This window comes from Oceanobacillus luteolus, assembly GCF_023715655.1.
GTDB lineage: Bacteria > Bacillota > Bacilli > Bacillales > Amphibacillaceae > Oceanobacillus > Oceanobacillus luteolus.
In genome coordinates this window covers 1-24,706 of the sequence record NZ_JAMBON010000037.1, presented here as the reverse complement: position 1 = coordinate 24,706, position 24,706 = coordinate 1, and the positions used below count along the sequence as shown (strand labels likewise).

22 protein-coding genes are annotated in these 24,706 nt (G+C 33.4%); 19 read left to right on the top strand and 3 right to left on the bottom strand.

The genetic code is table 11. The features are described from left to right. The first annotated feature begins 289 nt into the window (after positions 1 to 289). The 18 genes from M3210_RS16235 (at position 290) to M3210_RS16150 (ending at position 20,865) form a co-directional block, all read left to right on the top strand. Positions 290 to 1,054: a YveK family protein gene (locus M3210_RS16235; protein WP_251516573.1), complete on the top strand. Its 765-nt coding sequence runs from the start codon at positions 290 to 292 to the stop codon at positions 1,052 to 1,054. Next, the gene (locus M3210_RS16230; RefSeq protein WP_251516571.1) at positions 1,029 to 1,730 is read left to right on the top strand and encodes a CpsD/CapB family tyrosine-protein kinase; all 702 of its coding nucleotides are present in this window, start codon (positions 1,029 to 1,031) and stop codon (positions 1,728 to 1,730) included. Before M3210_RS16235 ends, M3210_RS16230 begins: the two co-directional genes overlap by 26 nt. Before the next feature lie 219 nt (positions 1,731 to 1,949). Next, entirely contained in the window at positions 1,950 to 2,714 is a 765-nt protein-coding gene (locus M3210_RS16225; RefSeq protein WP_251516568.1) for a tyrosine-protein phosphatase, read from the top strand. 388 nt (positions 2,715 to 3,102) lie between these two features. Further along, positions 3,103 to 4,932 (top strand): polysaccharide biosynthesis protein, encoded by a 1,830-nt coding sequence (locus M3210_RS16220; protein WP_251516566.1) that lies wholly within the window; start codon positions 3,103 to 3,105, stop codon positions 4,930 to 4,932. Between the two features lie 52 nt (positions 4,933 to 4,984). Further along, positions 4,985 to 5,869 (top strand): UTP--glucose-1-phosphate uridylyltransferase GalU, encoded by an 885-nt coding sequence (gene galU / locus M3210_RS16215; RefSeq protein WP_251516563.1) that lies wholly within the window; start codon positions 4,985 to 4,987, stop codon positions 5,867 to 5,869. Between the two features lie 153 nt (positions 5,870 to 6,022). Next, positions 6,023 to 7,234 (top strand): DegT/DnrJ/EryC1/StrS family aminotransferase, encoded by a 1,212-nt coding sequence (locus M3210_RS16210; RefSeq protein ID WP_251516560.1) that lies wholly within the window; start codon positions 6,023 to 6,025, stop codon positions 7,232 to 7,234. Positions 7,235 to 7,265: 31 nt separating this feature from the next. After that, positions 7,266 to 7,958, top strand: coding sequence for a formyl transferase (locus M3210_RS16205; RefSeq protein ID WP_251516557.1), 693 nt, complete (start codon positions 7,266 to 7,268; stop codon positions 7,956 to 7,958). Positions 7,959 to 7,969: 11 nt separating this feature from the next. After that, the gene (locus tag M3210_RS16200) at positions 7,970 to 9,163 is read left to right on the top strand and encodes an ATP-grasp domain-containing protein (RefSeq protein ID WP_251516540.1); all 1,194 of its coding nucleotides are present in this window, start codon (positions 7,970 to 7,972) and stop codon (positions 9,161 to 9,163) included. 28 nt (positions 9,164 to 9,191) lie between these two features. Then, complete coding sequence (locus M3210_RS16195) at positions 9,192 to 9,818, top strand: sugar transferase (protein WP_251516537.1); 627 nt, start codon at positions 9,192 to 9,194, stop codon at positions 9,816 to 9,818. 67 nt (positions 9,819 to 9,885) lie between these two features. Beyond that, a complete protein-coding gene (locus tag M3210_RS16190; protein ID WP_251516532.1) occupies positions 9,886 to 11,016 on the top strand; it encodes a glycosyltransferase family 4 protein in 1,131 nt (376 codons plus the stop codon). Positions 11,017 to 11,029: 13 nt separating this feature from the next. Further along, complete coding sequence (locus M3210_RS16185) at positions 11,030 to 11,827, top strand: glycosyltransferase family 2 protein (RefSeq protein ID WP_251516529.1); 798 nt, start codon at positions 11,030 to 11,032, stop codon at positions 11,825 to 11,827. A gap of 50 nt (positions 11,828 to 11,877) precedes the next feature. Beyond that, complete coding sequence (locus M3210_RS16180) at positions 11,878 to 12,975, top strand: glycosyltransferase (protein ID WP_251516526.1); 1,098 nt, start codon at positions 11,878 to 11,880, stop codon at positions 12,973 to 12,975. After that, the gene (gene wzy, locus M3210_RS16175) at positions 12,956 to 14,443 is read left to right on the top strand and encodes an O-antigen polysaccharide polymerase Wzy (RefSeq protein ID WP_251516524.1); all 1,488 of its coding nucleotides are present in this window, start codon (positions 12,956 to 12,958) and stop codon (positions 14,441 to 14,443) included. The genes M3210_RS16180 and wzy overlap by 20 nt, the downstream gene beginning before the upstream one ends. A 63-nt stretch (positions 14,444 to 14,506) precedes the next feature. Further along, positions 14,507 to 15,760, top strand: coding sequence for an oligosaccharide flippase family protein (locus M3210_RS16170; protein WP_251516521.1), 1,254 nt, complete (start codon positions 14,507 to 14,509; stop codon positions 15,758 to 15,760). Between the two features lie 5 nt (positions 15,761 to 15,765). Then, positions 15,766 to 16,668, top strand: coding sequence for an ATP-grasp fold amidoligase family protein (locus tag M3210_RS16165; RefSeq protein WP_251516518.1), 903 nt, complete (start codon positions 15,766 to 15,768; stop codon positions 16,666 to 16,668). Positions 16,669 to 16,776: 108 nt separating this feature from the next. Further along, on the top strand, positions 16,777 to 17,805 hold the full coding sequence (locus tag M3210_RS16160) for an SDR family NAD(P)-dependent oxidoreductase (RefSeq protein ID WP_251516515.1): 1,029 nt from the start codon (positions 16,777 to 16,779) through the stop codon (positions 17,803 to 17,805). A 55-nt stretch (positions 17,806 to 17,860) separates the two neighbouring features. Beyond that, a complete protein-coding gene (locus tag M3210_RS16155) occupies positions 17,861 to 19,027 on the top strand; it encodes a nucleotide sugar dehydrogenase (RefSeq protein ID WP_251516512.1) in 1,167 nt (388 codons plus the stop codon). Positions 19,028 to 19,122: 95 nt separating this feature from the next. Continuing rightward, entirely contained in the window at positions 19,123 to 20,865 is a 1,743-nt protein-coding gene (locus tag M3210_RS16150; protein ID WP_251516496.1) for a phospho-sugar mutase, read from the top strand. A gap of 505 nt (positions 20,866 to 21,370) precedes the next feature. On the opposite strand, the gene M3210_RS16145 is transcribed toward M3210_RS16150, so the two are convergent. From M3210_RS16145 to M3210_RS16135, 3 genes are all read right to left on the bottom strand, one after another. After that, the gene (locus M3210_RS16145) at positions 21,371 to 22,453 is read right to left on the bottom strand and encodes an HNH endonuclease (RefSeq protein ID WP_251516493.1); all 1,083 of its coding nucleotides are present in this window, start codon (positions 22,451 to 22,453) and stop codon (positions 21,371 to 21,373) included. Beyond that, a complete protein-coding gene (locus M3210_RS16140; RefSeq protein ID WP_251516490.1) occupies positions 22,446 to 22,658 on the bottom strand; it encodes a hypothetical protein in 213 nt (70 codons plus the stop codon). The genes M3210_RS16145 and M3210_RS16140 overlap by 8 nt, the downstream gene beginning before the upstream one ends. Positions 22,659 to 22,841: 183 nt before the next feature. Then, positions 22,842 to 23,744, bottom strand: a complete 903-nt coding sequence (locus tag M3210_RS16135) for an AAA family ATPase (protein WP_251516487.1) — start codon at positions 23,742 to 23,744, stop codon at positions 22,842 to 22,844. Positions 23,745 to 23,868: 124 nt separating this feature from the next. Between M3210_RS16135 and M3210_RS16130 the strand changes: the two genes are divergently transcribed. Next, positions 23,869 to 24,366: a hypothetical protein gene (locus M3210_RS16130; protein ID WP_251516484.1), complete on the top strand. Its 498-nt coding sequence runs from the start codon at positions 23,869 to 23,871 to the stop codon at positions 24,364 to 24,366. Positions 24,367 to 24,706 lie beyond the last annotated feature (340 nt).

Genomic DNA, 24,706 nt, shown 5'->3' with positions numbered 1-24,706 from the left:
TATTATTAGGAAAAATGTGGGAGATGTGGAATAGGACCTTTGGTTCCTAGAAAGTAGATTTATTAATCGTCTTTCAACTATATAGCGTTTTTTTAAATATGCGCTGTATCTAGAATAATCACGACTTCTCCATTGATTTCTATTAAAAAAACAAAAAAAGCACTACTTTTTTCCCTGTTCTGTGATATAATCACTTACTGTAGTGTGTAAAACTTGTCAGTGAATTCAATTATTATTAGCGAAACTCATCGCAGAAGGTAGAATAAAACAGATATATGGAGGTAACACCATGGAGGAAACCATTTCCTTAAAGGAAATATTCAATGTAATCAAGAAACGCCTGTTGCTTATTATGGCGATTACACTTGGGACAGCTGTAGTAGCAGCAGTAGTGAGTTACTTTGTATTAACTCCTACCTATCAATCTAGTTCACAGTTCATCGTTAACCAAAGCCCGCAAGAACAGAATGTACCATACAACGTAAACGATATCCGAGCGAACGTCGAAATCATAAATACTTATAATGTCATTATAAAAAGCCCGGCCATTCTGGGAGAAGTCATTAAAGAATTAGATTTGCCTTACTCAGTTCAAGCGCTTAGTGAAAACATCACGGTATCAAACGAGCAGAATTCACAAGTGGTTACAGTAACTGCAGTAGATGAGCATCCTGCTCTAGCAGTAGATATTGCGAATACAACCGTTGCTGTATTTCAAGATAAAGTGCAGGAGTTCATGAATGTGGATAACGTAAGTGTGCTGACAGAAGCACAACTAAGTCCAAATCCAACACCAGTTGCACCGAACCCGGTACTTAACATCGCCATTGCGATTGTACTTGGAATCATGATCGGTGTCGGTCTAGCATTCTTACTTGAATATCTTGACAATACAGTAACGACTGAAGACGATGTAGAAAAGCATCTTGGACTTCCGATACTTGGTGTTATCTCCGTCATTTCACAAGAAGATATGCGTTCCAATCAAATGAGCTTCCAGCCAAACAGGCAGAAAAGAGGTGGATTCAATGCTGCGCAAAAAGAATCAGTCTAAAATTGGCAGTAATATCCGTCATCTAATTACAAAAGTTAATCCAAAATCACCAATCTCTGAGCAATATCGGACGGTGAGAACGAATATGCAGTTCTCTTCCGTAGATAATGAATTGAAATCTTTCCTTGTCACGTCATCTGGGCCAGCTGAAGGAAAATCATCAACAACTGCGAATCTTGCTGTTGTGTATGCGCAACAAGGTAAACGTGTCTTGCTCATTGATGCAGACTTAAGAAAACCAACGATGCATTACACATTCCGTCTTGATAACTTAAGAGGGTTAAGTAATGTGCTTGTTGGTGAGAATACACTGGAAGAAGCAGTGAATCAGACAGACGTTGAAACTCTTGATGTGATGACCTGTGGACCGATTCCTCCGAATCCGTCTGAGTTACTTGCTTCGAGAAAGATGGAAAATCTATTAAAAGAAGCTAAGCTAAGTTATGATCTGGTAATCTTTGATACCCCTCCTGTGCTTGCGGTAACTGACGCTCAGATTTTAGCGAATATTGTTGATGGCACTGTCCTCGTCGTCCGAAGTGGTAAGACAGAGGTCGAAGCAGCAGAAAAAGCTAAAGAATCACTCGCGCCTGCCAAGGCAAAGCTTTTAGGCGTTGTCTTAAATGGTCGGGAGAAAAAGGCGTCTAATTATTATTACTATTACGGCACGAATTAATGGTGAATCCCCTTCTAGTCGCAAAAATAGAGTGACAGGAGGGGCTTTTTTTAATAATATTTGCATTGTCGAAATTGGATAAAGACAAACGATAAATAATCGTTAATTATTTAAGAATAGCTACTAATTTTATCGGAAGTTTGATATAATGAATATTCGAATCGGGACGATAGTCTGGCTTTTTCCTCGATTCTGAAAAAAGAGAGGAGTGCTTTGTCGATGATTGATATTCATTCGCATATTTTACCTGGAATCGATGATGGAGCAAAAACAGAATTCGACAGCCTGGATATGGCAAAGGCTGCAGTTAAAGAAGGGATAACAACAATTGTAGCAACCCCACATCATCGTAATGGAGTATTCGATAACGATCGGGAGAGCATCATCCGCTGGGTAGATACTTTAAATGAATTATTGATAAACGAAGATATCCCGCTTACTATTCTTCCAGGACAAGAGACACGTATCAATGGAGATATGTTGGATGAGTTGGAGAATAACATCATCTTACCGATTAACGATACGAAGTACATCTTTGTTGAGTTCCCTTCTGCACACGTACCACGATATGCCAGTCAAATGCTCTTTGATATTCAAGTAGCTGGCTACATTCCTATAATTGTACATCCAGAGCGTAACCAAGAACTACTAGAACATCCATCGAGACTTTATGAGTTTGTGAAAAAAGGGGCGCTGACACAAGTGACTGCTGCGAGTGTAGTTGGCAAGTTTGGAAAGGACATTCAGAAGTTCAGCCGTCAGCTGATTGAGGCAAATCTAACTCACTTTATCGCTTCCGATGCGCATAATACGAAATCTAGAGGGTTTGCGATGAAGGAAGCTTTCCAAGTAATCAATAATGACTTTGGTAGCGATTATGCATATATGTTCTTGGAAAATAGCGAACTACTAATTGATAATCAAAACGTCCATCGCTTGGAGCCGACTCAAATAAAGAAGAAGAAGTTTCTTGGTTTGTTTTAAGAAAAAACTGAAAACTAGTAAGAGAGAATACTATACAAAATAGTTAAGATTCGATTATCCTTAACTATTGATTTTTAAAGCCTGAAGTTAATCATAAGTAACAAAAATGGAAAACATCACTAAATAGCCCCGGTATATGATATTTTGAATAGTTATTCATACCTACAAAAATAGCTTTCGGACAGGAAAATATAGAATGCATCCTATTCTTTGAGAAAGCCTAAAAAAGGCTTGGATATATTGTATACTAATTAGTGGCATGTGAATAATCTCTGTTGGATTTTCAAATCCATTAACTCAATTCATGCTACTGATAAGGGTTATTATACACTACAAAATATACTAGTACTATCATGAAGGCGACAACCTCATGAGAAAGGAGATTTTTATGTCTTACTCGAGACGTTTATCATTGCTTATTTTGCTTGATACGTTAATAGTAGCAACAGCGATTTTTGTCGCAGCGTGGATTGTCTATCCGGCATATACCGATATTCTAACTTCTACTGCAATTATCATTTCTGCTATCGCACTCGTAATCTTCCACCATCTATTTGCTGCAGTATTTAAACTCTATAATAAAGTATGGTCCTATGCTAGTGTTGGTGAATTAAAAGCTATCGCAAAGGCTGTGACGCTTACTGTAACAGCTGCCGGTATCGTACAGCTACTACTTAATGACTTCACTATCCTCCGCCGTGCCTTAGTTGTCACCTGGCTCTTACATATTATTCTAATCGGAGGATCACGTTTCATTTGGCGCATGTACCGCGATCGTTACATTAATAACAATAACAATTCCCAAAAACGCACTCTTATTGTCGGTGCTGGTTCTGCCGGAGCGATGATTGTCCGTCAATTGCAGAACGAACATAACTCAGAACTCTATCCAGTTGCTTTTGTAGATGATGATTTAATGAAGCAAAAGATGGAAATGTACAACTTGCCCGTTGCTGGGAAAGTTGATGATATTCCTACAGTTGTTGAAAATTATCAGATTGACCATATCGTTGTTGCCATTCCATCATTAAGTAGTAGTGATCTAAAAAAGATTGTCGATGCTTGTAGTGGTACTGCAGCCAAGGTGCAAATGATTCCTAAGATTGAAGATTTGATGACTGGAAAAGTTACAGTCAATTCCTTGAAAAACGTTGAGGTAGAGGATCTGCTTGGACGTGAGCCAGTAAAACTTGATATCAATGCTATCTCTGAATATGTGACTGGAAACACTGTTATGGTTACTGGTGCAGGTGGCTCGATAGGTTCTGAGATTTGTCGTCAATTAATGCGGTTTACTCCGAAAAAAATTCTCCTTGTTGGACACGGGGAATATAGTATTTATAACATTGATATGGAATTAAGAAAAACGTTTGGGGAAGAACAGACAGAGATTGTACCAATCATTGGCGATGTAAAAGACCGGAAGCGTATTTTTGAAATTGTTGAAGAACATCTGCCGGCAATCATCTATCATGCGGCAGCTCATAAGCATGTACCTTTAATGGAATACAACCCACATGAGGCTGTGAAAAATAATATCATTGGTACGAAAAATGTCGCAGAAGCTGCGGATAAATTCTTTGTACGAACTTTCGTGCTTGTTTCAACAGATAAAGCTGTTAACCCAACCAACGTCATGGGTGCTTCCAAGCGGATTGCTGAAATGGTCGTGCAGAACATGGCTAAGAAAAGTGAGACGAAATTTGTTGCAGTGCGATTTGGGAATGTACTTGGGAGCAGGGGAAGTGTTATTCCGCTGTTTCGGAAGCAGATTGAGAATGGTGGGCCTATCACAGTAACTCATCCAGATATTACGAGGTATTTTATGACGATACCTGAAGCTTCAAGGCTTGTAGTTCAGGCTGGAACCTTGGCCAAAGGCGGAGAGATTTTCGTTTTGGATATGGGTGAGCCGGTGAAGATTGTTGATCTTGCTAAGAACTTGATTAAGTTATCGGGTTATTCTGAGGATGAAATTAAAATTGAATATAGTGGTCTAAGACCTGGTGAGAAGATGTTTGAGGAATTATTGGGTGAGGATGAGGTTCTTCCTGGTGAGGTTTATGAGAAGATTTATGTAGGAAAGACGGTTGAAGTGCATCCAAGCTTGATTGATGAATTGATTGAGAATTTTAGGGAATATGATCGGGTGGAGTTGAAGGATGCGTTGATGAGGATTGTTTATTTGGAAAGGGAGCAGCTTACCGCGCAGGCTTAAAAACAGAAAAAATAATATCATAATTATTAATTAATATTTTGGAGGAAATAAGATGAATACAGTCAAAAAAGCAATTATTCCAGCAGCAGGGTTAGGTACAAGATTTCTTCCTGTTACAAAGGCTATGCCAAAAGAGATGCTACCGATTGTCGATAAACCGACAATCCAATACATTGTTGAAGAAGCAATTGAATCAGGTATTGAAGATATTATTATCGTAACAGGAAAAGGTAAACGTGCGATTGAGGATCATTTCGATCACAATTATGAATTAGAAGATAATTTAATGAAGAAACATAAATTTGAGATGCTTGAAAAAGTAAATTATGCCTCCAATATTGATTTGCATTATATCCGCCAAAAAGAACCTAAGGGACTGGGACATGCCGTATGGTGTGCGCGTAAGTTTATTGGAAATGAACCGTTTGCGGTATTGCTTGGAGATGATATTGTTCAAGCTGAAAAACCGGGATTAAGACAGTTGATTGAGCAGTATGAAGAGACTCAGTGTTCAGTGGTTGGAGTTCAAAGTGTGCCTGATGAAGAAACTTCCCGCTACGGGATTGTCGATCCGAGCACCAAAGAAGGTCGATTGTACCAGGTGAATAACTTTGTGGAAAAACCTGAGCCAGGCACAGCTCCTTCAAATCTTGCAATTATGGGGCGTTATATATTTACACCAGAAATTTTTGGTTTCCTTGATAAGCAGCAAATTGGTGCTGGTGGGGAAATTCAACTTACAGACGCGATACAAATGTTGAATGAAGTTCAAAGTGTGTATGCTTATGACTTTGAAGGAACACGTTATGATGTTGGAGAGAAAATGGGATTTGTGAAAACCACAATCGATTTTGCTTTGCAAAATGATGAAATGAAAGATGAGTTATATGATTACTTAGTTGCTAAGGTTGAGGAAATGAATTCAGCGGTTAGATAAATATATTTTGGCTAGTTAGCAACTTTGTAGTTAAGAAACTTACTTAAGCCGAATTGATTAGCCTTTAATATTATTTCAATTCAATTCTAAAATACCAAATCAATATCAATAAAGTTGTAAAAAAGTTTAAGCACATTAAAGCGAGGATATTAAATGAAAAATATAGAGTTCAGGAATATACCTTTTTCTCCCCCTGATATTTCGGATGAGGAGATTGAAGAGGTCGTAAAATCTTTAAAATCGGGATGGATAACAACTGGACCACGAACTAAAGAGTTTGAAAAAAGAATAGCTGAATTTGTAGGAGTAAACAAAGCCGTCTGTTTAAATTCTGCAACTGCATCTATGGAACTTACACTAAGGATTCTCGGGGTCGGTCCAGGAGACGAAGTTATTACTTCTGCTTATACATACACAGCATCTGCGTCAGTAATTGAACATGTTGGGGCAAAAATTGTTTTAGTAGATACTGCTCCAAATTCATTTGAAATGGATTATTCAAAGCTTTCCAATGCAATTACAGATAGAACTAAAGCTATTATACCTGTGGATATTGGTGGCAAAATGTGTGATTATGATACCATTTACGAGATTATAAATAGTAAAAAGGAATTGTATAAATCGAATAATGATCTACAAAAACTATTCAATAGGATAGTAGTTTTGGCAGATGCTGCACATGCTTTTGGTGCACAAAGTAATGGTTTGAATTGTGGGCAAGCAGCTGACTTTACTTGTTTTTCATTCCATGCTGTAAAAAATCTCACAACGGCAGAGGGTGGAGCTGTTGTATGGCGTAATGATCGTGGGATAGACGATAATAGATTATACAATCAGTTTATGTTGTATAGTCTTCATGGTCAATCAAAAGATGCACTTGCTAAAACTCAAAAAGGTTCATGGGAATACGATATTCTTTATCCTGCTTATAAGTGTAATATGACAGATATCAGTGCGAGTATCGGTTTAATACAATTGGCCCGTTATAATGATTTATTAAAACGACGTAAGCAAATTATCGAATTATATGACAGTTATTTATCCTCTTTAAATGTACAGGTGTTAGAGCATCATGGTGAAAACTATTCCTCTTCTGGACATTTATATTTAACAAGAATTCATGGTATTAGTGAAAAGAAAAGAAATGAAATTATTTCGAGAATGGCTGAAGTGGGTATTGCTTGTAATGTTCACTATAAGCCATTACCAATGTTTACAGCCTATAGAAATCTTGGTTTTGATATTAATGATTATCCAAATGCGTATAACCAATATATTAATGAAGTTACACTACCGTTGCATACTCAATTAAGTGATGAAGAAGTGCTTTATGTGGTAGAGAATTTCAAAAATATAATTACTTGAAATATGAATGTTTAATAAAGTTGGTGAATATATGAAGAAAATAGCGATTCTTGGCTCTGCAAATGCTTTGAAACCGAAAATTATTATTGAGACACTTTTAGAAATGAATATATTGCAGGATAAAGAGATTGTATTTTATACAGAAAAGACTGACGGTATTTGTTATGAATTTTGCATGAATAGAGATATAAAGACTATAATTTTTAACAATGAAAGATTAAATGATGAAGAAAGCTTTCAACTGGCCCAAAGGGAAAAGGTAGATTTATTGATTAGTTGTGGCTGGCCCTATAAAATTCCCTTGTCTTTTCTTAAACAATCAAGGTATACCCCAATAAATTGTCACGGCTCTATATTGCCAGATTATAGAGGAAATAGGGCGTATATGCATTATTGGGCGAATTGCGAAAGTTTTTATGGTGCAACTATTCATTATATGAATGAAGAATTTGATGATGGTAATATTATAGTTCAAGGAAGACTGAAATTGTTTATAGAAGAAACTCCAGAAATTTTACATCGAAGAACAGCGGAATTATGTGCCCACCTACTCCCGGCAGCCATTCAGTTGGTAGAAAATGGCTATAAAGGTAAACAGGTTGGCGGTTTAAAGCGTTATTTTAATAAACTCACACCAAAAGAATTTGAAAAGTATCGAAGTTATAACGAAAGTCAACTGCCAAGTGAACGTATATTAACTCCACATACAATAATTAGTTCGTAGGAAGGAATAAAATGAAGAAAATACTGATAATCGGTGCAGGATTTTTACAATCTTTTATTATAAAAAAGGCAAAGGAGATGGATTATTATACTTTTGCTATAGATAAAAATCCAAACTCCATAGGATTTAAATTTGCTGATGAGTATGAAGTGATTGATATTGTGGATCAAGAAGCTTGTCTGCAGTATGCAATTTCAAAGAAAGTGGATGGAGTAATTACTGCCGCAACAGACTATGGAGTTATTTCCGCTGCATATGTGGCTCAGGAGATGAATCTTCCAGGTCTTAATTATGAGGTTGCTAAAATTGTTAAAAATAAATATTTAGTTAGACGTAACTTATTTGAGAATAAGGTTGATGATATTAAACAATATTATGAAATTGCTAACTTAACAAAACTAAATAAAATTAAAGATAATATAAGTTATCCAGTTATTGTAAAGCCTTGTGACGGGTCAGGTAGTAAGGCTATAAATAAAGTGAATACATTTGAGGAATTAGTTCTTGCATGCAATGATGCTATAAATGCCTCTTTAGAAGGTAAGGCACTAATAGAAGATTTTATTGAAGGAAAGGAATTTGGCGTAGAATCCTTTGTATTTAATGGTCAAGTACATATACTTGGTGTCATGGGTAAGCAAATGACAGACCCACCAGATTATGCAGAATTAGGGCATTATATGCCGAGCGGATTATCAATTGAAGAAAAGATAAAGCGAGTAGTAAGAAATGCAATAAAGTCATTAGGTATTAACTTTGGTTCGGTTAATATGGATATATTAGTTACTAATAGTAATGATATATGTATTATTGATGTAGGAGCTAGAATGGGTGGTAATCTAATCGGTTCGCACATTATTCCATTAAGTACAGGTATTGATTACATGAACATAATAATTAAAGCAGCTACTGGGGGGACAGTTGAGATAGAGGATCCAGTAACAAAAGTAAATGTTTCTACTAGATTATTGGCGCTAACCCCAGGTAAAGTGATACATTTGCCAGACTTTAATCATATTAAAAAGGAGTTTGAAGTCGAGATATACCATTATTTAGAATTGGGAAGCGAGATAAAAGAATATCGTAATAATCTAGATGGTTGTGGATATATAATATCAGTCTCCAAAAAATTAGAAGATGCTTTATTTAAAACTGAAAAAGCTTTGAGGCTAGTTGATAAAGGGATTATAAGATTAGTGGAATGAATTATTAAAAACTAACAGAGGTGAAGCCATGTATAGTAAGTTTTTCAAACGTATAATTGACATCTTTGCTAGTGTAATTGCATTACCTATTTTCATAGTATTTTATATTATTTTCGGCCTACTTATTAAATTAGAAGACAGAGGTCCTGTATTTTATAAAGCAGAAAGAATTGGGAAAAATAGTAGGATATTTAAGATGTATAAATTTCGCTCTATGAAAGTAGATGCCCCAACTTTATTTAATATAGATGGAAGTACTTATAATTCTGAGGATGATCCAAGGGTAACTAAAATAGGTAAATTCATGAGAGAATCTAGTATTGATGAAATTCCTCAAATAATAAATGTTCTTAAAGGTGATATGAGTCTGATAGGTCCAAGGGCCAGTTTGTCGAGTGTATTGGATACTTATAAAGATGATGAAATAGATAAAATGAAAGTAAGACCCGGAATTACAGGTTATACACAAGCATACTTTAGAAACGGTCTATCTAATAGAGAAAAGCGACTTAAAGATGCTTGGTATGCCAATAATCTATCTTTGTTGTTAGATTTTAAAATTGTATGTAAAACAATATTAACAGTTTTTTCAAAAGAGGGATTGTATACTAATACAGGAGAAAACACTTCACGAAATAATCCTACAAAAAAATAGGTTAAATTATAAGTTTTATAAACTATTTTGAAGAAATCCTTTTAATAAAGAAACGGTGTGTATAGTTGTGAAAAAAATACTATTTATTAGTAATATTAGTGGTAAGTTGGTAAGTAATTTTTCCATTTCTAGTATTATGGCTGCTAAAGAGTTAGGGTTTGAATTTCATTTAGCAGCAAATTGGAGTAAATCAACTTCACAGATTATGAAGACCGAAGAAGAAAAATATGGAATAAAACTACATCATATTGATTTTAATAGAAATCCATTTCATCCAAAGAATTTTCATGCTTATAAGCAACTATTAGAATTAATAAGAAAAGAAAAATATTATATAGTGCATTGTAATACTCCTGTAGGGGGTATATTAGGAAGGTTAGCGGCTAAGAAAGCTGGTATTAATAAGGTTATATATATGGCTCATGGTTTTCACTTTTTCAGTGGAGCTCCTTTAAAAAACTGGTTACTATACTATCCTGCAGAAGCAATATTTGCTTTATTAACAGATGAATTAATTACAATAAACAAAGAGGATTATAATAGAGCTAAGAAATTCAAGTTACGTAACAATGGAAGTGTGCATTATTCACCGGGTGTCGGTATTAATATTTCCAAATATAGTAAGAACGAAATAGATAAAGATAAACTAAGACTTGAACTTGGCATTCCACAAAATGCATTTGTTGTTATTTCTGTGGGAGAGCTTAATAGTAACAAAAACCATGAAGTAATAATAAAAGCAATTGAACAAGCAAAGGATGAGGAAATTTACTATCTAATATGTGGGGAAGGGAATATTTCTGGACAATTAAAAAGATTAGCGAATTCCTTAGGACTAAGAGAAAGAGTGAAATTTTTAGGTTTTCGATCAGATATACCAAGAATCTTAAAAATAGCAGATTTATTTGCGTTTCCCTCTAAAAGGGAGGGGTTAGGACTGGCTGGGATAGAGGCAATGGCATCTGGACTTGCTTTAATAACTTCGAATGTTCATGGAATTAATGATTATTCGATTCATAATATAACTAGCTTTAAGTTTAATCCCAATGATGTAATAGGTTTTTCAGAGGCTATAATAACATTAAAAAACAATAAAGAATTGTTGAGTAATTTAAGTGAAAATAATATTGAATTTGCTAAAAGATATGATAGAAGTATGGCAGTAGATTTAATTAAAAGTGTCTATGAAAAAATATAGGACGGTGTATGAAATGCCAAGAGTTTCGGTAATAATGGGGGTTATGAATGCTGCATCTAGATTAGATGAATCAATTGAATCTATAATCAATCAAACTTTCTCAGATTGGGAATTTATAATATGTGATGATGGCTCGACAGACCATACTTATGAAAGGTTATTAGAATGGAGCAAAAGGGATAGTAGGATAGTTCCTATAAAAAATAATGATAATTTAGGTTTAGCGGCAACATTGAACCATTGTATTGAATATTGTACTGGAGAATACATAGCGCGAATGGACGACGATGATATAAGTTACGCTAATAGGTTTGAAAAGCAGGTGAATTTTTTAGATACTAACCCTGATTATGCATTTGTATCATGTAAGACTGATATTTTTGATGGAGTTAACTTGTACAAATCCAAAGTAAGGTTAATTGAAGAACCAACTAAACAGGACCTATTATGGCAAAGTCGTTTTATTCATCCTGCAACAATGTTTCGGTTAGACGCTTTAAAACGAGTCGACGGTTACCGGGTTGCTAGAGAAACTATTAAATCCCAAGATTACGATCTTTTTATGAGGTTATATGCTAGTGGACTAAAGGGGTATAATATCCAGGAGCCATTGTTTAGATATTATATTAATCCAGTCATTAAGAAGAAAAAAACAAAATATAAATATAGGGTAAATGAAGCTATTATTAGATATAAAGGTTTTAAAAAATTAGGTTTTCCAATTAGGGGCGTCCCATATATTTTTAAACCACTAATTTTAGGATTAATCCCTGTGAGATTAATAGATAGGTTTAAAAAGAATAGAAAATAGGAATATATTAATTTTTTACATATTAAAGATGGATAGTTTTGAGGTGTATTATGAAAAGGATTATGTTTGTAATTGGTGTATTGAGTAATGGAGGTGCAGAAAGAGTTATTTCCGTCCTAGCAAATAGTTTTATAAGAATGGGGTATGAGGTTGATATTATTACTATCTATGGAAGTAAAAATGATTATATTAATGATGATAGAATTCATATACACCCCTTATCAATTGGTCCAAATAATAAATTATCCCGCTTCATTCAAATAATTTATCAGATGAGAAAAATCATTAAGAAAAGAAGACCTAATATTTTAATTTCATTTGTAGCTATTATTAATATATATACAATTATTGCTAATCTATTTAATAATACAAAATTAATTGTTTCAGAGAGAAATGATCCTTATCAAAACCCTGAAAATAAGTATATTAGGAAGCTAAGAGATTTTCTATATGTTTTTTGCGATGGCTATGTTTTTCAGACACCAGATGCAATGAAGTATTTCCCATTAAACATTCAGAAAAAAGGAGTTATCATACCAAACCCAATAAAAGAAGGCTTGCCTCGCTGGAATAATGAAAATACTGAAAAAACTATAATAACAGCATGCAGACTTGTCAAACAAAAAAATATACCTATGCTTTTAAATGCCTTTGCCAAATTAAAGAAGGAATTTCCAGACTATAAGTTAAAGATATTTGGGATAGGTGAATTGCATAAACAAATACAGAAAAATATTAATGAGTTGGGTTTAACAAAGGACGTTATATTACCTGGATTTTCTAATAATATACATGAAGAAATGGTGAAGTCTAGTCTGTTTGTAATCTCTTCAAACTATGAAGGTATATCAAATTCAATGCTCGAAGCATTAGCTATAGGTATCCCAGTTGTTTCTACTGACTCACCGATAGGTGGAGCAAGGATGTTTATTCGACACGAACAAAATGGAATGCTAACCGAAGTTGGAAACACAGAAGAGTTTTATGAAGCAATGAAAAAAGTGATCTCTGATAAAAAACTCGCAAATGAATTATCCTTAAATAGTCGAGAAATAAGAGAGATATTATCTTCGGAAGTTATAAGTAATAAATGGCTAGAATATATACAAAAGATTTGGCGAGGCGATTATGAAGAAAAACTATCTTAATCCTAATAAAGTAAATAATACTTTTGAAGTAGCGTTTGTTACATTAACTATAGTTATATTAACATATTCAATATATTTATTTAAATTCCCCTTATATAGTTCAGTTTATATTTCTGAAACTATTATATTTCTATTCAGTTGGTTAGGAATTTTCTTAGGTATGTATATATTATTCACTTGGTATAAGTTAACAGGAGTGTTTTTTTCACTTTATACAATATTTATGATGTTCTATTTTTTCTTTAATTTTGGTCAACCTATTATGTGGGCATTAGGAATACATATACCTACAGAAATAGGGGAAGTTCAATTTTATGGAAAATTTGGAGTACCTACTAATGCAGATATATTAAATGGTCAAGTTATAACGTTAATATGTGGATTACTGTTTCATTTTGGAGCTGTTATCTGTTATAAACCAAGAACTTATAAAGTACATAATGAATCACTCAGAAATATTAAAGATACAACACTGAAGGCAATGTTTATATCAAGTGTAATTATTGGTGCAGTATTTATTCCAGTTACACTATATAATGCTATGGAATCTTTACAGGTAGCGCTGACTTCGGGTTATAAAGAATTGTATTACTCTGATTATGCTGCAAACAAGTCGAATATTTTTGCCTTAGCAGAAATGATGTTTTTCCCAAGTCTAGTTGGTTTACTTCTAGGTAGTCGATTTAAGAAAAATGTAATGATATTTGTATATTCTACTTTTTCAATTTATCTTTTATTAAACTTATTAGCCGGAGATCGTGGTACTTGGGTTTATAAAATAGTTATCCTCATATGGCTTAGCCATACATGCTATAAAAAGATAAATTTTAAAAAGTTATTAAAATATATAATTTTGTCCTTGGTGGGCTTATATATAGTAGAGGCCATTGTTTCTGTAAGGAATATTGGGTTGGGTTCAATCACATTTGAAGAATTCATAAAAAGTTTTGCTTTTGAAAATTCCCCATTGATTTCAACAATCTTTGAAATGGGGGGATCAATGAATGTCGTAACATTTCTTATTAAATATGGATGGGATGTCTGGCCGTATGCAAACACTTATCTTCTAGGTATACTTGGAATGGCAACAAATGAAGTAATTTATTCCCTTGATGTCCCATTTTCCGTAGTTAGTTCTTGGTTTTCACAAGATTATTTAGGTATATCATGGGGTGCTGGATTTTCAATGGTTGCAGAGTCAGTTTTAAATTATGGACCCTATATTGCACCGTTAGTAATGATTTTAATAGGCTTTATTATATCTTCGTTAGTCTATTTAGATAAAAATATATTATATTCTGAGAAACCTCTACGATATTTCTTTGCAGTTACGTCTTTGCATGTATTTTTACCAGTTACTAGAAACTACTTTCAATTACTCTTAAAAAATTGGTTCTATGGTGTAATACTGTATACAGTAATAATTGTGTTGGTTCAAATGATTATTTATAGAAAGAAGTTAAATTAACAAAAAAACTAAACTCAATTATTGTGTGAAGTTTATTTATCTTATTACCAGGGCGGTAGTTAAATGAGCAAGATTTTTAGATTTATATTTCAAAGAAAAAGATTTATTTCTTTTTCGATTCTACGTATACTCTCAATGGTGTTAGGTTTAGTTTCTAATATTATTATTGTTAGAGAGTTGTCTGTAGGAGATTTTGGTATTTTTTCTGTTACTTTACTGGTGGTTAATTTGTTGACAACGTTTGGTTTTAATTGGAGTTCATCCTCTATACTATATTTTGGGAGTAAAGAAAGGGAAAAATACGGAACACTCAATAAAACTTTTTGGTCTCGCAATATAATTATTTTTATCAGTTTATTTATTGTTACCATAGGAATTTTCCTGTTTAGAGATCAAATTAATAACTATATTGGATTAAATATCTGGTTTCTTTTATTAGTATGGCTATACGTAAGTGTAGCTGAAAATTATTTAAATCAATACTTTTTAGCTGTGAAAAAACAAATTACCTCAAGCTTATTATCAATAACAGCCAAAGTTATTTATATTTTATTAATTTTATTTATTCCATTTGATGTAGTTACGCTAATAATTATATACATCATTAGTCATGCGTCAGTACTATTTTATATATTGGGTATGAATAAAAGAGATATTGGTCGCTTCGAGTTTGATAAATCTTGGTTTAAGGAATTACTTAATTTCTCATTGTGGCAATTGTTTGGTTTTGCGGGGATATACTTATTAAATTTTGGTGATATAGCTGTTGTTAAATATTATATGACTAATGAGGATGTAGGTCTTTATAATGCTGCATATCAGCTCTTTAATGCAGTAGCTGGGTTTTCTTATGTAATATCCAGCTATTATGCACCGAGTATATCTTCATACTTTACTAGTAATAAAACACAGCCTATTAAAGCTTTTTATTATAAAGAAAGAATATATATTATTATAGCTAGTATAGGTATGCATCTAGTAGCAATTACTTTGTCTAAACCTATTATAACAATCTTATATGGTCAAGAATACCTAAAGTCGGTAACGATTTTTAATATATTGATGTTTGCAAGTATGATAAAATATGTAACTGTTTTTTATATGCTATTCTATAACAGTAATGGTAAGCATGCTGTATTGCAAATGTTAAATATTGCAATAGCTATTGTAAATGTATTGTTAAGTATAATACTTATTCAAATGATTGGTTTAGTCGGCCCAGCGGTTGGTACTGTTTTGACTTTATTATTAGGGCTATTATTCTCCTTTATTTATTGTGAAATGAAAATTATTAAATTCATTAAAGCAGGTGAGTAGAGTTTATGACGAATTTTCAAAGAAATAAATCTTTATCATTGAGGGATATAGTAAGGAATATGTATTATAAACTAGCCTCTGATAAATTTATTATTAATAGAAGTTTTAAGAAGAGGTTAGGTAGAGAGGTCAATTTTGAAACTCCTGTGATGTACAATGATAAGCTTCAGTGGTTAAAACTTAACTGGCGAGATCCCCTAGCAACGAAATGTGCTGATAAATATAAAGTCCGTGAATATATTAGTGAAAAGATAGGCAATCAATATTTAAATGATCTATACGGTGTGTATGAATCTGTAGAAGAAATTGACATAAACTCCTTACCGACGGCTTTTGTTCTAAAAGGAACTCATGGTTCTGGTTTTAATTTCGTATGTAAAAATAAGAATGAAGTCAAATGGGATGAAAAAAAGAAAGAAATGGATAGATGGCTTAGTACAAATTATTATTTAGGAAACAGAGAATGGGTTTACAAGGATATTAAACCTCGGATCATATGTGAAAAGTTTATTGAGCAAGATAATGATGAAGAATTAAGAGACTATCGATTCTTTTGCTTTAATGGTGAACCCAAATTTATTACTGTAGATTTAAGTATAAATGATAAGAAAAAGACTAGAAGGAATTTATATGATTTAGAGTGGAATTTAATGGATGAAGAAATTACATATCCAAAGGAATTAGATATAAAAATAAACAAACCTGAGAAGTTGGATGAAATGATTAAGTTAAGCAAAATCTTATCTTCTGAATTCCCTCATGCTAGAGTTGATTTCTACTATATAGATGGAAACATTATATTTGGAGAAATCACATTCTATCATCAAAGTGGGATGGGAGTTATTAGGCCCACTGAGTTTGAATTGAAGATGGGGGATTGGCTGAAATTACCTAAATCACACAAATAGACATTTTTCTTTCAATTAATCGTATATTTTATGTCTAACTTAGAAAAGTTAATTTTTATTTTTTAAAAGTATTTATCTTACTAGTGAAGAATTAAAGGAGGTTATAATGTGATTGAAAATTTGTTGAACAAAAATATAAAGTATCTTATCACAGGAGCGGCTGGATTTATAGGAAGCTATCTTTCGAAGAGATTACTTGAAAAAGGCTTTCAAGTAATCGGGATTGATAATATGAATGACTATTATGATGTAAGACTTAAAGAATCACGTTTAAACGCACTAATTCGATTTGAGAAGTTCACTTTTATAAAAGGTGATATATCAAATAAAGAACAAGTAAAGCAATTATTTGAAGAATATAAACCGCAAGTAGTAGTAAACCTTGCTGCACAAGCAGGAGTAAGATATTCAATTGAAAACCCAGATGTCTACATACAAAGCAACATTCTTGGCTTCCACAACATACTTGAAGCATGTAGACATTACCCGGTAGATCATCTTGTTTATGCTTCATCTAGCTCGGTTTATGGGGCTAACAAAAAAGTTCCATTTGAAGAAACGGATTTTGTAGACACTCCTGTTTCATTATATGCAGCAACGAAGAAATCTAATGAGTTAATGGCTCATACATATAGTCATCTTTATAAGATTCCGGCAACTGGACTTCGTTTTTTCACTGTTTATGGACCGATGGGACGTCCTGACATGGCTTACTTTGGCTTTGCGAACAAATATTTTAATGGTGAATCCATTAAAATATTTAACAATGGTGATTTTGAAAATGACTTGTACCGTGATTTTACATATATCGATGATATTGTAGAAGGAATTGTGCGCTTATTAAGTAACCCACCAGAAGGTGAAGGAGTAAAACATAAGGTCTTTAACATTGGAAACAATAATCCAGAGAAATTAATGGTATTTATTAATACATTGGAAAAAGCCTTAAGTAATGCATTAGGTAGAGAGGTAACTTTCGATAAGGAATATGAACCAATGAAAGCAGGAGATGTAGCAGCAACATATGCATCAACTAAGTTACTGCAGGAAGCCGTTGGCTTCAAACCAGAAACTTCAATTGAAAAAGGATTACAGAAGTTTGCCGATTGGTATGTCGATTATTACAACAAAAAATAAACTTAAACTTGTAAAAGCAGTTTGCTAAATTATTATTAGATAAGGAGCGTTTCTTGTGAAAATCACCGTCGCAGGCACAGGTTACGTTGGTCTATCCAACGCAGTCCTTCTAGCCCAACATAATGAAGTCATTGCATTAGATATCATTCAAGAAAAAGTAGAAATGATCAATAATAAAAAGGCTCCGATAGCTGATTCAGAAATTCAAGACTTTTTAAAAACGAAGAACCTGAATTTAAAAGCAACTACGGATTCTGTGGTAGCTCTGAAGGATGCAGAGTTTGTAATTATTTCAACACCAACAAACTACGATCCTGAAAAAGACTATTTTGACACAAGCTCAGTCGAATCAGTAATTGAAAATGTCATTAACGTGAATCCGAATGCGGTCATGGTTATTAAATCAACGGTTCCAGTAGGATATACGAAGACAATCCGTGAAAAATTTAATACAGACAACATTATTTTCTCTCCAGAATTTTTAAGAGAAGGTCGAGCATTGTATGATAACTTATATCCATCTCGAATCATTGTAGGCGAGCAATCCGAACGGGCACAAAAGTTTGCTAACCTATTAGTTGAAGGTGCAATTAAGGAAGATATTCCAGTTATATTGACTGATTCAACGGAAGCAGAAGCAATTAAATTATTTGCAAATACTTACCTGGCTATGCGTGTTTCTTACTTTAATGAATTAGATACATATGCAGAGATGAACGGGCTGAATACTCAACAGATCATTGAAGGAGTTGGATTAGATCCACGAATCGGATCACATTATAATAATCCTTCTTTTGGTTATGGTGGCTATTGCTTACCGAAAGATACGAAACAGTTACTTGCTGATTTTGAAGGTATTCCAAATAATATTGTTCAAGCAATTGTTGATTCCAATGAGACAAGAAAAGAATATATTGCAGACACTATTGCCAAGAGGAACCCTCAAGTAGTCGGTATCTACCGTCTAATTATGAAATCCGGATCCGATAACTTCCGTCAATCAGCTATACAAGGTGTTATAGAGCAATTAAAAGATAAAGGAATTGAGTTAGTTATATTTGAACCTACACTTACAGAAGATACATTTGAAGGACATAAAGTAATAAGTGATTTTGATACATTCAAACAGCTATCAGATGTAATTATTGCCAACCGAATGTCAGATGAGTTACAAGTTGTGAAGGATAAAGTTTATACAAGAGATGTGTTTAGCAGGGATTAAGATGTAATAATCCAGTGGACGTTAGTTTATACACTAAAATCAAAACAACCCCAATCCATGGATTGGGGTTTAATTATAGAAGTGAGGTTACCCGATTGGCTTGGCAAACAAATTATAAAAAATGGAATGAATTTGTAAAGTTGGATTTAGAATTAAGTAATCAACTTAATGAGATGGAGAGCGATGAAAAACAAATAGAAGATTGTTTTTATAAACACCTTGAATTCGGTACAGGTGGAATGCGTGGAGAACTTGGTCCAGGTACGAATCGAATGAACATCTATACAATCCGTAAGACAGCTGAAGGTCTTGCGCGTTACATAGAAGAAAATGGTGAGGAAGCAAAAAGCCGTGGAGTTGTCATTGCCTATGATTCACGTCACATGTCCCCGGAATTTGCGTTGGAAACAGCCAAGACATTAGGTGCACATGGTATTCAAACTTATGTGTTTGAGTCATTGCGTGCAACTCCGCAGTTGTCCTTTTCAGTAAGGTATTTACATGCTTATAGCGGGGTAGTAATTACTGCAAGTCATAATCCAAAAGAATACAATGGTTTTAAAGTGTATGGTCCAGATGGTGCGCAGCTTTCATCAGATGCCGCAGATAAGATTATTGAAAAAGTGAATGAAGTAAAAGATGAATTATCGGTAGCTGTTGCAAATGAGGAAGACTTGAAGAAGGAAGGCTTATTAGTCTCAATTGGTGAAATTGTGGACAGAGCTTATCTTCAACAACTACAAACGATTATAGTAAATCCACAGGTCATACAAGATGTTGCAGATGACTTCCGTATTGTTTATACACCTCTTCATGGAACAGGAAATATCCCGGTGAGAAAAGGTTTAGAATCTATTGGATTCAAGAATATCGAAGTGGTCAAGGAACAAGAAATGCCGGATCCTAATTTCTCGACTGTCCACTCACCAAATCCAGAGGAACATGCTGCATTTGAACTGGCAATCCAATATGGTGAAAAGTCTAATGCTGATATTTTACTTGGAACCGATCCGGATGCAGATCGCGTTGGTGTAGCGGTAAGAAATAATAATGGTGAATATCAGGTGCTAACAGGAAATCAGGTAGGAGCATTACTTCTACATTATCTTATCCAAGAAAAGAAAAAACAAGGGACGTTACATTCGAACGCTACTGTATTAAAGACAATTGTTACTTCAGAAATGGGCCGAGATATTGCTTCAGCAAATGGATTAGATACCATCGATACACTTACTGGTTTTAAATACATCAGTGAATGGATCAAGAACTTTGAGGAAACTGGCGATAGAAGGTTTCTGTTTGGTTATGAAGAGAGTTATGGCTATCTTATTGGAGACTTTGTGCGTGATAAAGATGCAATCCAAACATGCTTGTTAATAGCTGAAGTAGCAGCTTATTATAAGTCCAACGATAAAACCTTATACGAAGGATTGATAGAACTATATGAAACATATGGTTACTATCGTGAGAACTTGGTATCTCTTACATTGAAAGGAAAAGATGGAGTAGAACAAATTGGCTCTATCTTGAACAATTTTCGAGATAACCCTCCAGTAGAAATTGCTGGTAAAAAGGTGCAATTAATCGAAGATTATCTAAGCGGTGTGAGGACGTATTCTGTGACGACTGACACTGAAGATATCACTTTACCAAAATCTAATGTAATCAAATATAAACTTGATGATGGTGCTTGGGTATGCTTAAGACCATCTGGAACAGAACCGAAAATTAAGTTTTACTTTGGGGTGAAAGAGGATTCGCTTCTAGAAAGTGAAAAGGCATTGGAAGAGTTGGAGAGAGATGTGATCAGTAGAGTGGAGCAGATTGTTGGGAAGTAGTATTTAATCGACGAAGTTATTTGTATCCCTTGGGCGAGCAATTAGGTAACTATAAGCAAAACCGAAAGAATACCCGAGATGTTATATTGATTATTGCAGATGAATTAAGCCATGAGTGCAGAGATCTGAGCCAGTGATTGCGGAAGAAAGAGCCACTCTCTGCGGACTAGAGAGCCAACTTCTAGAAATGTAAAACCTCCTCTATAATCTCAACACTCAAATTATTTCAATTCATGTTGAAATTTGTCAACTATTATATAAAGCTAGGACTGAACAATAATAGGCTGTCTTCGGTTCCTAGCTATTTCATTTAAAAAGGAACAAATGATGTTATAAGAGCGGTTGAATGCGAAGGAGAGAGCCAATCTTGTAACTGCTAAACTAAAGTGTCCAATTTCTATCTAGTAGAATCTGTCCACTTTAGTCTAGCGGTTACAATTGGTTTTATGATATTTGGTAAAAGACTCTGTCAAAAATTCTGGGTGCCTGTCATCTCCAGAAAAAATTAAGATTGTATTTGAGGTTGACTATATATATTTTCTATTCCATACTTAACTGCAAAGTAATCTACTAAGCACTTTAATTCTTCTTTTTTTATCTGAGTATACAAATCTGCCTTTAATTTTGTTAGAAATTCAATCCCTTTTCGATCCCTAACTTCTTTTTCTTTATCTTTAATTTCTTCTAAGATTATTTCTTCAATTAACTCTCTAGATAGATTTCTCATTCTCTTAAACTGCTTATTGACCCCCTTTTGAATTTCTTGTATTAAATTATCGTATAAATCACTTTTATTAGTATTATATCGATAGATCAGATTAAAAAGCCTAAAGAAATTTGCTAACTTACGTTTATCTTTAAATGTAAGCATTGTTTTGAATTGAATAGTAATTTTCTTGTTTTTATGTGAATATACAAAAATAAAATAGTCACTAGGGCTTGTAAAATAAGGATGTACTATAGGTAAATACAGATGCTCCTTTTTTATACGATCGTTACATGCTGTACATGCTACTACTAAATTTTTTGGATAAATCGCTAGTATAGGATGTTTAGACTTCGGAATAAAATGATCCACTGAAGCACTATCAAACTCCATTTCATGTAGATCACAATAGGGACAAGTCTTCTTTAAAGCTAACTTTCTTCTAAACTCATGAATAGCATCTAGATCACTATTTAAAAATTCTTTATTAAAAGTCTTGCCATGAATTAGATTTTCGTAAAAATAGTTAAAAGCATCTTTAACTTCTTTGGAATATGAGCTGGTAACATGCCAGTCTTTATTTAAAAAATTATAGTAGTTTGACACAAAGTTCTTATATTCATTTAGTAAGTCTCTATTTTCATATTTTAAATTACATATATGCTTAGGTAAATCTGTTTTTAAAGCTATTTTGGAAAAGTTCTCTTTAGAAGAATCGTTTTCAGACAATGATTTTATAGCATTGGTTAATTCTTCGATATCTGTAGGAGATTGAACGCTAAATTTAGGGTTTTGATTAACAAATTCTAAGGTCTCTAAAATAAAGTCATGATAAGGCTTTATCAAATCTTGTAAAGACTGAGTCCACTCTACCTTATACATATTTTTCACCCATATAATCTTTGATTTTTTTGAATAAATTATATTTCTTAGCACTATCCCCTATTTGATTATAAATTTCTAAAGCCTCATCTATTCTTTCATTTTGAAGTAACTGTTCTACCTTTTTAATATAATTATTAATCATTGTTCCTTTGTAATCTTCAAGTCCGAATACCTCTGATAATAACTCTTCTGTGTTTTGCAAAGCAAAACTTTAGAACTTTGCAAGCAACAGTTTAGAATGTTGCAACTTGACATGGAGCCTCTGTGAGCATGAATATTTAGCCAAGAAGCCAGCCGTATAAGGGCTTGGCTAAGTTAACAAGGCTATCATGCCCACTTCTCCATGTAAAGTTGCAACGAGGTATGCCATTGCAATACTCTTAACTTATATTTTGCAAAACACATCTTCATAATTCATGCCTAAAGTTCTTTCTTTGAGGTCTATTTGTGAAATATAGTTATCTTCTTTTTTAAAGGCTATTATACATTCTTTAGTAACATCAGATACTATTAGCGGTGAGTGTGTAGCTATAATAACATGACACCTTTTTTTCCCAATTATTTCGATTATCCTCTCAATATACTCTCGTATCCATTTCGGATGCAAATGTGTCTCAGGTTCATCAATTAAAATAATTGAGTCGTCCTCAACATATTCATATAGATCGAGAAATCTAATTAATAAACTTAATTCACCTGAACTCATAGTTGAAATAGGAAATAACTCTCTATTAAAATTTTGCTCTATCCAAATATCTGTTACAAGATTATTAATATCAAATAAACTTAGGAACTTTAAATCTTTATCTAACTGGCATCTTCCGCCGGGATATATAAAATCAATATCTGAGATATTGATTAAACGTCTTCTACCGGATTTAAACTCATGTTGAGCTAACCTTGATATTACAAGTAATTTTTCATGAATAAATGTTAATTCTATTACGATATTTTCTAATAGTATTTTGTCATTCATAATTTTTTCATACTCTATATTATATTCTGCTCTCAACCTTCTATCTTGTAGTTTGGATAAGTTACGTTCTACTTTTGTGACAAATCTATTACCAAAGTTTTTTAGTTGAAAACTATACTCTTTAACTTTATTTTGAATAATAGAATCAATTTGTATATAATCAATTAACTCTTTATTGTTTTCCCTTAACTTTCTTCCTATTCTCTCTATTCTCTGTATAGATCGATCGATAATGCTATTTCGGGCATATTCCGACACTTCAAAATACAGTTCTTTTTTTCCATACCCTACATAATTCTGGGTGCCTGGCACCACCCGAAATATGTCGGTTTATGTCGAATGCAAAAATGTATTTATTAGATTTATTTATAGATTCTATCCAAAGTGGGTGATATGATTCAATTAGTAAGTATTAATTGTAGAAGGAGCGGTTACTTTGAGCGATTATTCTTCAATTGTAGTTCATTCTGCTGCAACAATTCTTGAACTATGCAAGGATCTTGATGAGAAACTTAAAGGATACTTAGTTGAAACAGATGATCGACCGGATATTTCCTATGAATTGCTAAAGATATTAACAATTTCAGACGACCTTGTTCAATTAGCAAATCCAGATAAAATATCTGGGGAGTTTTTTGGCTTGCCAAAAGAAGTTGTTGGTGGCTCTAAGGAAGCAGCAGTTTTTTCTAATGACCATGGATGGGATTTTGGGCCTTGGTTTGGTGAAAAAAGCGGTAGCATCAAATTAGGGATTAAAAAGGTAATTAAATATTGGGAAATGGACCCTGAAACAGTTGAATTGCACGAGGAAGCGCAGATAACTTCAAAAGAATTTGTTCGAGTTCGGATTGACAGTGGAATCCGTGAAGTGAAGGCATATGCAAAGGTTGTTTTTGACCAGTTCTTTTCAGATAAAGTCTCGGTAGAAAAGTAACGAAAGTCTTCAGTGCCTTTTCCGAGACAGCTTTGAATAAAATATCCGGTGCCTGGCACCACTCGAAATTTGTCAATGATTATATAGTTAGCTAGGGCTGATCACTTACAGGTTTTCTTCAGTTCTAGCTTTTTAATATTCTTTTTAAAAAGTTTTTTATGAACCAAATTGAATTTTGCAACATGATTTATTATTAGACTGTTATTTTTCAATCAAATAAAGTAATGAAAACATAATGTTGATTTATTTTTACCGTCAATAATTCATTTTTTTCTTTTATGAATACGAACGTAGGTTCTTGACTTACGCATGGAAATCGCTTATCTTGTATGTAATCAAA